Raw genomic sequence first — 9,651 nt, forward strand, 5'->3', positions numbered from 1 at the left:
TTTTGGAGAACAGCATTAATGGCAATTCAAATTCTATCACCTCAACTAGCTAATCAAATTGCTGCTGGTGAAGTGGTAGAACGACCTGTATCGGTAATTAAAGAGTTAGTTGAAAACAGCCTTGATGCAGGTAGTACGCAAATTGATATCGATATTGAACAAGGTGGTAGTAAATTAATTCGTATACGTGATAATGGTGGTGGTATTGCTAAAAGCGAATTAGCATTAGCTTTAGCACGTCATGCGACTAGTAAAATTAGCTCGTTGGATGATTTAGATACTATAATGAGCTTAGGTTTTCGTGGTGAAGCATTGGCCAGTATTAGTTCTGTTGCTAGATTAACTTTAACGTCTCGTACCGCCGATCAATCTGAGGCATGGCAAGTTTATGCTGAAGGTCGAGATATGAAACCAACCATTAAACCTGCGGCACATCCTGTTGGTACTTCGGTTGAAGTTCTTGACTTATTTTATAACACCCCTGCTCGGCGTCGTTTTCTAAAGACCGAAAAAACTGAATTTATGCATATTGAAGAATTTGTTAGGCGTATAGCTCTGGCTCGGCCTGATGTCACTTTCAATCTGCAACATAATGGAAAACTAATTAAACAGTATCGAGCATCTGCACTTGAAAAACGCGTTGAATTAGTTTGTGGACGTACATTTGTACAAAAAGCAGTAAAATTAGATTGGCAACATGATGATTTGTTAATTCAAGGGTGGGTAGCAAGTAATGAAATTAGTGATCTGCAATATTTTTATGTTAATGGTCGAGTAATAAAAGATAAATTAATTAATCATGCGCTGCGCCAAGCTTATATTAGTCGAACTAATGAACAACAAAGTTATGTGGTTTTTCTACAAATCGATCCCAAACAGGTTGATGTTAATGTTCATCCAGCTAAACACGAAGTGCGTTTTCATGAAGCAAGATTAGTACATGATTTTGTTTATCAAGCTATTGTTATGGCTCTCGAATCAAACCAACAGCTTACCGATGATGAAAAAGTGGTAATAACACCAAATCGACAAGCTGCTGGTGAAAATATTTTTAATCAAAAAATAGCTACGGAGCCTAAAGGCTATTCTGCGACTAACATATTACCCAAAAAACCGATTAATCATGTTAAAGAAAATGTAATTTATGGTCAGTTAATCGATACTAAAGCAAGCTTTGAAATTGAAAAGACGCAGTCTAATCAATTGCCATTAGCCGGTGATAATGGTTCAATAACTGCACCGCAACAAGCGGTTATTGAGACGCTGTTTCCTAAACGAAATGTACCATTACAATCACTGCAACAGCAGCTTGATAGTTCTTCATTAGTACAGTTTGGTCGAGTATTAACCGTTATTCAACCTGATATTGCTTTACTTGAAAAATTACAAGATAGTCAGCAAACATTTATGCTTATGAAGTTAAATATTGCTCAGCAAAAAGTAAAAGCAATAAAATTATTAACTCAAGAGTCAGAAAAATTACTGATTCCACTAACAATTTTGGTCAATCAAAAAGAACAACAGGTATTAAGTGATTATCGTCCGCAATTAATTTTTTTAGGATTTGATTTTTATATTGATAAAGCTAAATTACATTTGCATAATGTGCCGAAAATGTTACGAACTACTAATTGGCAACAATTATTACCAAGTTTAATTGCTTTTCTTTTATCTGATCAATCGACTGTTATCGATCCTACGCAAATTGCGATGTGGTTGGCAGAAAATAGTAGTGATAATTATGCGGAGAGTTGGAGCGTAACGAAAGTTATTCAGTTATTAGCACAACTAGAACAGATAGATATTAATTTATTACAGCAAGATACATTTTTATATCCGATTGATCTTCAATCTTTATCACAATCAATTTTATCATGAATAAAGCAAAAATTATTTCATTAATGGGGCCTACTGCATCCGGCAAGACGGCTTTTGCCATGGAACTTTATAACAAGTATCCGATTGATATTATTAGTGTTGATTCGGCACTTATTTATCGCGGTATGGATATCGGCAGTGCGAAACCCACTAAACAAGAGCAGCAAGAATATCCACATAAACTGATTGATATCTGTGATCCTGCTGAAAGTTACTCGGCAGCTAATTTTCGGCATGATGCGATTGAAGAAATTGAAAAATCGTTAAGTAATGGTCGAACACCATTACTAGTTGGCGGAACGATGCTGTATTTTAAAGCTTTAATTGAAGGACTTTCACCTCTTCCTGCTGCGGATAGTGATATACGGCAGCAAATTGAAGAAAAAGCCAATAAATTAGGTTGGCAAGCGATTCATGAGGAGTTAAAGAAGGTTGATCCTGTGTCAGCTCAGCGAATTCATCCGAATGATCCGCAACGGCTTAATCGCGCATTAGAGGTTTATCTCATTTCTGGTAAAAGTTTAACTGAGCTTACTCAAGAAAGTGGCGAAGCATTACCTTATGACATCATGCAGCTAGCTATTATGCCGGAAGATAGAGCTGAGTTGCACCAACGTATTGAGCAGCGTTTTTTACAAATGCTAGATCAAGGCTTTGAAGATGAAGTAAAAACACTTATGTTGCGATCTGATCTGCATACCAATCTACCTTCTATCCGTTGTGTTGGCTATCGTCAAATGTGGGAATATCTTAATGGTGATATCAGTTATGATGAGATGGTATTCAAGGGTATTTGTGCTACTCGTCAATTAGCGAAACGGCAAATTACTTGGCTTAGAGGTTGGAAACAACCGATAACATGGTTAAATCAAGATAACAAAGATACCGTTTTTAAGCATATTTTTTAAATTATAAATTGCAGCGATAGGTATTAGTGTTTTTTCTATTGATTATAATACTAAACAGAAATTTTTCATTTCGAAAGCCTTTCTAAATTTATGATATCTATCATGCGTATTTTTTTGTATAAATTTCGTTAATTTATTAAATTTTTAGTTATTTGTGCATAAATTGCAGTTGATTAGTTTAAGAGCTGGGTTTTTTATGTTATTTTGATACTTACTACATAAGTATGTTATGTTGCAATCGGATAGATCATCATTTTGATTGTAAATTTATTTTATCTTTATCTTTATATTTTTATTTCATCTTAAAGGATAAACTCATGTCAAAAGGGCAGTCATTACAAGATCCTTATTTGAATTTGCTTCGTCGCGAGCATATTCCAGTATCAATTTATCTTGTTAACGGTATTAAATTACAAGGACAAATTGAATCATTTGATCAGTTTGTTATTTTATTAAAAAATACTGTTAGTCAAATGGTATACAAACACGCAATCTCTACAGTTGTTCCTTCAAGACCTATTTCTGGTTTGGTGTCTCAACCTGAAGAGGAAAGCGAAAGCTAATTATTTGAGTGGAGAATGTGATTGTTTGAGCGATATAAAGGCGGCGAGTCCGCTTTATTAGTCCATGTATTCTTCCCTCAAGAAAGCGATATCGAGGATTTAAAAGAGTTTGAAGTGTTAGTTTCTTCTGCTCAAATTGAAATTCTCGATATTGTGACAACCTCAAGAAAGTCCCCGCAAGCTAAATATTTTATTGGTGAAGGAAAAGCGTTAGAAATTGCCGATAAAGTAAAAGAGCTGAATGCTTCAGTTATTCTAGTCAATCATACCTTAACCCCAACTCAAGAACGAAACTTAGAACAACTATGTGAATGTCGTGTAGTGGATAGAACAGGATTGATTCTGGATATTTTTGCTCAACGTGCTCGAACCCATGAAGGTAAGTTGCAAGTTGAATTAGCGCAATTACAATATCTGTCAACACGTTTAGTTCGAGGTTGGACTCACTTAGAACGTCAAAAAGGTGGTATAGGCTTACGAGGTCCTGGGGAAACTCAGCTAGAAACCGATAGACGATTAATTCGTCATCGCATTCAGTTAATCTTATCAAGACTTGCGAAAGTTGAAAAACAACGAAATCAAAATCGTCAATCTAGACAAAAAGCAGATTTATCAACGGTATCACTAGTTGGTTATACCAATGCTGGCAAATCGACACTATTTAATGCACTAACTAATGCTGATGTTTATGCTGCCGATCAATTATTTGCTACGCTGGATCCAACCTTAAGACGCATTATAGTTGATGATGTTGGCGAAGTAGTTTTAGCTGATACGGTTGGATTTATTCGTCATTTACCCCATGATCTGGTTGCTGCTTTTAAAGCGACTTTACTTGAAACACAAGAAGCATCACTGCTATTACATGTCGTTGATGCTGCTGATCCTAATTTATTAGATAACATTCAAGCTGTTGATGAAGTTTTACTTGAAATTGATGCCCATGATATTCCTACTTTGTTGGTAATGAATAAAATTGATTTAATGGAAGGTAAGCAACCAAGTATTGATCGTGATGAAAATGGCGTGCCAATTCGAGTTTGGATTTCAGCACAAAATAGTTTAGGATTAGATCTCTTATTTACTGCATTAAAAGAAAGGCTTGCCGGTAAGATTCAAGTTTGTCAATTAAACTTGCCTATCCATCTAGCAAAACTTAGAAGCCGTTTATATAAATTAAATGCGGTAGGACATGAAGTCATCAATGATGACGGTAGTTTTCTGCTAAATATAAGAATGCCTTTAATTGAATGGAATCGCCTCTGTAAACAAGAGCCAGATCTGTTATACTTAATCAATACGCAAAATAACAACTAATTGTTAAATGGAGCATATAAAATATGGCGTGGAATCAGCCCGGCAATAACGGACAAGATAACGACCCATGGGGAAATAATAAGAAACCTTCCAATTCAACTGGAGGGATATTTAACCAACTCAAAGATCTCTTTAAAAAAGGGAGTTCAGGTAATAATCGAGGACCTTCTGATATTAAGCTATCAATGAATAGTTCGAAAATTATTTTGGCAGTGATAGTTGTTCTTATCCTAATTTGGGCGGTAAGTGGTTTTTATACTATCAAACAAAATCAACGAGGTGTGATAACTCGTTTTGGGCAAGTTCAACCTGAAATTATTCAACCTGGTTTGAATTGGAATCCATCATTTATTGATAAAGTTTATAAAGTCGATACGCAAGGTACTTATAACTTCAATGTGCATGGCGATATCATTACAACAAGTGAAAAAGGTGAAAACTTAGTCTTTGTTGAAATGAACGTACAATATCGTATTAGTGATCCAGTTAAATACTTATTTAATGTGACTAATGTTGAAGATAGTTTACGTCAAGCTGCGGATAGTGCACTTAGGACTTCAGTAGGTAGTTCTAACATTGATGCTATCATTTCAGATGGTCGTTCAGATTTAGAAGATAGTACTAAAGATGAATTAATTAATGTTATTTCTCATTATGATATGGGGATTACTATTGTCGATCTTAACTTCCAAGTTGCTCGTCCACCTGTAGAAGTGCAAGATGCTTATGCAGATGCAATTAGAGCTCAGAATGATAGTGAACGCGAAATAAAACAAGCTAAAGCTGATAAAGTTCAATTAGTTCAGCAAGCAGAAGGTCGTTCGGCGACCATTTTGGCCGATGCAAATGCTTATAAAGTAAAAGTAGAATTAGAAGCAATTGGTGATGTTGCTCGGTTTGAAAAATTATTACCACAATATAAAGCTGCGCCCGAAATTACTAAAGATCGTTTATATATTGAAACGATGGAAAAAATATTAGCTAAAACGCAGAAAGTTATTGTTAATGATAAGAGTGGTAATTTATTAGTACTACCGTTAGAACAATTATTAAAAAATAAAAATGAGCAATCATCTGAATCAATCACAGCAAATTCAGACAGTGATTATAATATTAATCTGCCAAATCCTTTGGATGCAGAAAGTGCTCAACAAAATAGTATTGATGTGCAAAATCATAGCTCAACGACTAATAATAATTCTAATAATCGCACTAGACGGACTATGGGTCGATAAGGAGAAAAAAGAATATGCGAAAATTATTGATTCCTATAGTTTTAATTTTAATTGGCGTACTTTTTTCAAGTATCTATGTGATAGAAGAGGGTACTCGTGGTGTCGTTTTACGTTTTAATAAAATTATTGGTTTATCTGAACCTGGATTACATTTTAAAATGCCTCTAATCGATAGCGTTAAAACGATTGATGCTAAAATCCAAACTACCAATAGTTCAAATAATAATAATGAACAACGTTTTTTTAATGTACAAAAGAAAGAACTAATTGTGGACTATTTTGTGCAATGGAAAATTGTTGATTTTAACCGTTATTATGAAACTATTGCTGGTGGTAACGATGTTAACGACTTAATTTTGGCTCGGTTAAATGGTCGTTTACGTTCTGAGATTGGTAAATTAAGTAATCGAGATATCATTAATGATTCTAATGCCGATACCAAATCAAGAAATTCATTAATGGCGCGAGTTAAAGATTCGTTAAATGGTTCATCACAAGATGGTGAAGAAAATTTACCGATTGATAAATTAGTTACTGACGCGAAAAAAGATCCTGAAAACAGTAAAACCAGTTTAAGGGCTTTCGGTGTTGATGTAATTGACGTTCGAATTAAACAAATTAACTTCCCTGCTGAAGTCTCTGAATCGATTTATGCTAACATGAGAGCTGAACGTGAAGTTATTGCTCGTGACAAACGTTATGATGGTATCAAACAAGCTGAAGAAATAAGAGCTGAAGCTACATTTGAAAAAACCAAAATTATATCAGAAGCCGAACGTCAATCTCGCTCAATTCGCGGTGAAGGTGATGCTAATGCAGCTAAACTTTATGCTGACGCTTTTGGTAAAGATATTGAGTTTTTTAGCTTTATTCGTAGTTTAAAAGCTTATGAACAAAGCTTTACAGGTAATGATGTTATGGTCATTAGCCCTGATAGTGAATTTTTCCAATACATGAAATTAAAGTCTAACAAATAATACAATGAGTAAATAAACTATGAGTAATAATGTTGTTGTGCTAGGTACACAATGGGGTGATGAAGGCAAAGGTAAAGTTGTTGATTTACTCACAGAAAAAGCCAAATATGTAGTACGTTATCAAGGCGGACATAATGCCGGTCATACTTTAGTTATTAATGGTGAAAAAACAGTATTACATTTAATACCATCAGGTATTTTACGTAATGATGTCATAAGTATTATTGCTAATGGTGTTGTACTCTGCCCTGATGCACTTATGAAAGAGATGAAAGAGCTTGAAGATAACGGTATTCCGGTGAAAGAAAGGCTACTTATTTCAGAATCATGTCCGTTGATTTTGCCTTATCATATTGCATTAGACCAAGCACGAGAAAAAGCCCGAGGTAAAAAAGCGATTGGTACGACTGGTCGCGGTATTGGCCCGGCATATGAAGATAAAGTTGCTCGTCGAGGATTGCGTGTTGGTGATTTACGTGATCGTCAGGCATTTGCTGAAAAACTAAAAGAAGTTATGGAATATCATAATTTCCATTTAGTCAATTACTATAAATCAGAAGCTGTTGATTACCAGAAAGTACTTGATGAGACATTAGCGATTGCTGATATTTTAGTGGCAATGATTGCTGATATCCCAACTCTACTTGAAAATGCACGTAAAAATGGCGAAAGAATCATGTTTGAAGGCGCGCAAGGTACTTTACTCGATATCGATCATGGTACCTATCCTTATGTGACTTCTTCAAATACTACTGCCGGTGGCGTAGCAACAGGATCAGGATTTGGTCCTCGTTATGTTGGTTATGTATTAGGAATCGTTAAAGCTTATTCTACCCGTGTAGGTGCAGGACCTTTTCCTACTGAATTGTTTGATGAGGTTGGTGAATATCTCTGTAAGCAAGGTAATGAATTTGGTGCAACCACTGGTCGTCGTCGTCGTACTGGTTGGCTTGATGCTGTTGCAGTAAGTAAAGCGGTGCAACTTAACTCTGTCTCAGGTTTTTGTTTAACTAAGCTAGATGTTTTAGATGGACTTAAAGAAGTCAAAATCTGTGTTGGTTATCAATTACCGAATGGTGATGTTATCCAAAATGCACCAGCGGCGGCTGAAGATTGGAGTTTAGTCAAACCAGTATATGAATCTATGCCTGGTTGGAGTGAGTCAACTTTTGGTGTCAAAAGTTATGACGCATTACCGGCAGCAGCTAAAGCCTATATTAAGCGAATTGAAGAATTAACTGAAACACCAATTGACATTATATCAACTGGACCGGATCGAAGTGAAACCATGATCTTACGTGATCCATATTCAGTCTAATTTTGCATACAGAAAATCGGGGTAATTATCCCGATTTTTTATTTTTTGCTTGTTAATAAAGTATAATCATTAAATCTCTAAGAGGATACTATGGCAAAAATAGGGACACCACTCTCATCAAGTGCTACCAAAGTATTACTTTGTGGTGCCGGTGAATTAGCCAAAGAAGTTGTTATTGAATTACAACGTTTTGGCTGCGAAGTTATTGCAGTTGATCGTTATGCCAATGCCCCCGCTATGCAAGTAGCCCATCGTTATCATATTATCAACATGCTAGATGGCAATGAGTTAAGAAAAATAATTGAAGCAGAAAAGCCTGATTATATTGTTCCTGAAATAGAAGCAATTGCTACTGACACCTTAGTAGAATTAGAAAAAGAAGGTTTTACTGTAATCCCTACTGCTAAAGCGACGCAATTAACGATGAATCGTGAAGGTATTCGTCGTCTTGCTGCTGAAGAACTTAAATTACCAACCTCTCCATATCGTTTTGCTGCAACTGAAAGTGAATATAAACTTGCGGTTAAAGAAATTGGTTTTCCTTGCTTAGTTAAACCGGTTATGAGTTCTTCTGGTAAAGGACAATCTTTATTAAGAAGTGACGCTGATATTGAATCTTCATGGAAATATGCTCAAGAAGGCGGTCGTGCCGGAAGTGGTAAAGTTATTATTGAAGGATTTGTTGACTTCGATTATGAAATAACGTTATTAACCGTTAGACATATTAATGGTGTTTCATATTGTCAGCCTATTGGTCATCGACAAGAAAATGGTGATTATCGAGAATCATGGCAACCTCAGCCGATGTCGGCAAATGCATTATCTTTAGCGAAAGATATTGCTACCAAAATAACTGAAGCTTTAGGTGGTTATGGATTATTTGGCGTTGAATTGTTTGTAAAAGGTGATCAAGTCTGGTTTAGCGAAGTATCTCCTCGACCGCATGATACCGGCATGGTAACATTAATATCGCAAAATCTTTCTGAGTTTGCATTACATGCTAGAGCAATTTTAGGGTTACCAATACCTTTAATAGAACAATATGGTGCTAGTGCATCAGCAGTATTAATTGCAAATGGTGATTCTGACACAGTTACATTCTCGAATTTAGATAAAGTATTAAGTGAAGCAGACACTGATCTACGTTTATTTGGTAAACCTGAAGTAAAAGGTATAAGAAGAATGGGTGTTGCATTAGCTAAAGCGCCAACTGTAGAAAAAGCGGTTGAAAAAGCTGTTAATGCTATTAAACAGCTAAAAATAACCTTTTAAATAGCCTTTTTGATTAAAAAGCAATCGGTTGAAGAAAAAAAAGCAAATTTTGTAAAATAGGGGTTGACGTAGGCAAGTGAAATGCGTAACATACGCAACCCTTGAGACAGCAAACTGAAACAAGAAATTGTGAAGTAAATTAAAAAGCTGTCAGCTCTTTAAAAAGAAGAAACAGACAATCTG

General features: G+C 35.4%; 8 protein-coding genes. All 8 read left to right on the forward strand.

Annotated elements, in window-relative coordinates; translation table 11 throughout:
- Nucleotides 1–18: 18 nt before the first annotated feature.
- The 8 genes from mutL (at nucleotide 19) to purT (ending at nucleotide 9,468) form a co-directional block, all read left to right on the forward strand.
- Nucleotides 19–1,878 (forward strand): DNA mismatch repair endonuclease MutL, encoded by a 1,860-nt coding sequence (mutL, locus tag H3T54_RS11000; RefSeq protein ID WP_198222524.1) that lies wholly within the window; start codon nucleotides 19–21, stop codon nucleotides 1,876–1,878.
- Nucleotides 1,875–2,786, forward strand: coding sequence for a tRNA (adenosine(37)-N6)-dimethylallyltransferase MiaA (miaA, locus tag H3T54_RS11005; protein ID WP_198222526.1), 912 nt, complete (start codon nucleotides 1,875–1,877; stop codon nucleotides 2,784–2,786). The genes mutL and miaA overlap by 4 nt, the downstream gene beginning before the upstream one ends.
- A gap of 317 nt (nucleotides 2,787–3,103) precedes the next feature.
- Nucleotides 3,104–3,349: an RNA chaperone Hfq gene (gene hfq, locus H3T54_RS11010; protein WP_065555596.1), complete on the forward strand. Its 246-nt coding sequence runs from the start codon at nucleotides 3,104–3,106 to the stop codon at nucleotides 3,347–3,349.
- Nucleotides 3,350–3,370: 21 nt separating this feature from the next.
- Nucleotides 3,371–4,666 (forward strand): ribosome rescue GTPase HflX, encoded by a 1,296-nt coding sequence (gene hflX, locus H3T54_RS11015; RefSeq protein ID WP_198222528.1) that lies wholly within the window; start codon nucleotides 3,371–3,373, stop codon nucleotides 4,664–4,666.
- A gap of 23 nt (nucleotides 4,667–4,689) precedes the next feature.
- Entirely contained in the window at nucleotides 4,690–5,901 is a 1,212-nt protein-coding gene (hflK, locus tag H3T54_RS11020; protein WP_110446880.1) for an FtsH protease activity modulator HflK, read from the forward strand.
- 14 nt (nucleotides 5,902–5,915) lie between these two features.
- Complete coding sequence (gene hflC, locus H3T54_RS11025; protein WP_110446881.1) at nucleotides 5,916–6,878, forward strand: protease modulator HflC; 963 nt, start codon at nucleotides 5,916–5,918, stop codon at nucleotides 6,876–6,878.
- 19 nt (nucleotides 6,879–6,897) lie between these two features.
- Nucleotides 6,898–8,196 (forward strand): adenylosuccinate synthase, encoded by a 1,299-nt coding sequence (locus tag H3T54_RS11030; RefSeq protein WP_198222530.1) that lies wholly within the window; start codon nucleotides 6,898–6,900, stop codon nucleotides 8,194–8,196.
- 90 nt (nucleotides 8,197–8,286) lie between these two features.
- Entirely contained in the window at nucleotides 8,287–9,468 is a 1,182-nt protein-coding gene (gene purT / locus H3T54_RS11035; protein ID WP_198201472.1) for a formate-dependent phosphoribosylglycinamide formyltransferase, read from the forward strand.
- The last annotated feature ends 183 nt before the right edge of the window (nucleotides 9,469–9,651 follow it).

The sequence above is a fragment of the Gilliamella sp. B14384G10 genome (genome assembly GCF_016101685.1).
GTDB lineage: Bacteria > Pseudomonadota > Gammaproteobacteria > Enterobacterales > Orbaceae > Gilliamella > Gilliamella apis_A.